This window comes from Hymenobacter sp. AT01-02, assembly GCF_000961955.2.
GTDB lineage: Bacteria > Bacteroidota > Bacteroidia > Cytophagales > Hymenobacteraceae > Hymenobacter > Hymenobacter mucosus.
The window spans coordinates 1-926 of sequence record NZ_JZIR02000182.1; the positions used below are offsets into that span (position 1 = coordinate 1).

General features: G+C 59.0%; 1 protein-coding gene. It reads left to right on the forward strand.

From position 1 onward, the window contains the following. Positions 1 to 50: 50 nt before the first annotated feature. A complete protein-coding gene (locus VI25_RS22070; protein ID WP_052694952.1) occupies positions 51 to 803 on the forward strand; it encodes a murein L,D-transpeptidase family protein in 753 nt (250 codons plus the stop codon). Positions 804 to 926: the final 123 nt, after the last annotated feature.

A 926-nucleotide genomic window follows, 5' to 3' on the forward strand; every position in this document is an offset into this window, starting at 1 on the left:
ACCGGCCTAGGGCGGTGCACTCTATAGGGCTAGCTTTTCTTTCCTTCGATATGCGTCTTTTCGCTCTGCTGGCTACAGCTGTGCTACTCACGTTTTGTGCTCATTCCTCTTCTCCCCTGCTTACTCCCGATCCTACATTTCGGGCGGAGCAGCAGCGCTTCCCGCGGGTACGGGGTGCCTATGCTACCTATGAGTCGGCCCTACATACGTTGTTGCAGCGCCACGGCATTGAGCCGCAACGACTTGAACTATTTATCCGGGCGTTCAAGGTAGGGCGGCGGGTAGAAGCTTGGGGGCGCAACCAGGGCGAAGGCGAATTTGTCTTGCTCCGCACCTTTCGCCTGGCCGGCACTTCCGGCGAGCTGGGACCCAAGCGCCAGTCTGGCGACCGGCAGGTTCCGGAAGGTTTTTACACCATCAACCGCTTCAACCCGGCCAGCACCTACCACCTTTCCCTGGGCCTGGACTATCCCAACGCCGCCGACTTGCGCCACGCTGCCCCCAACCCCGGCGGTGATATCTTTATTCACGGTTCCGACGCTACGGTGGGCTGCTTGCCCATCACCGACGCGGGTATCCGGGAGCTGTACGTACTGGCCGTGGAAGCACGAGCAGCCGGGCAGCAGGGAATTCCCATGCACATTTTCCCTTTCGAGCTAACGGCTGACAACCTAGCAACCCGGCAGGCTAGCCCGCATACTGCTTTCTGGCAGGAACTGGCTCCCGGCTACCAGTATTTCGAGGATAACCACACCCTCCCGCAAGTGCAGGTAGATACCGATGGGGCCTACGCCGTAGAGTAACACTGCTGCCTTTGGAGTAGCAGCTTACTTGCCTACGTTTAGGAAACCTCTGCCCTATGCGGCTACCTATACCCTTGTTGGCATCGTACCTTTGAGCATGGCCGCAGCTTCCCTCGACGATTT

Coding starts and splice junctions, on each gene's coding strand:
- VI25_RS22070 (WP_052694952.1), top strand. CDS start 51: ATGCGTCTTTTCGCTCTGCTGGCTACAGCTGTGCTACTCACGTTTTGT.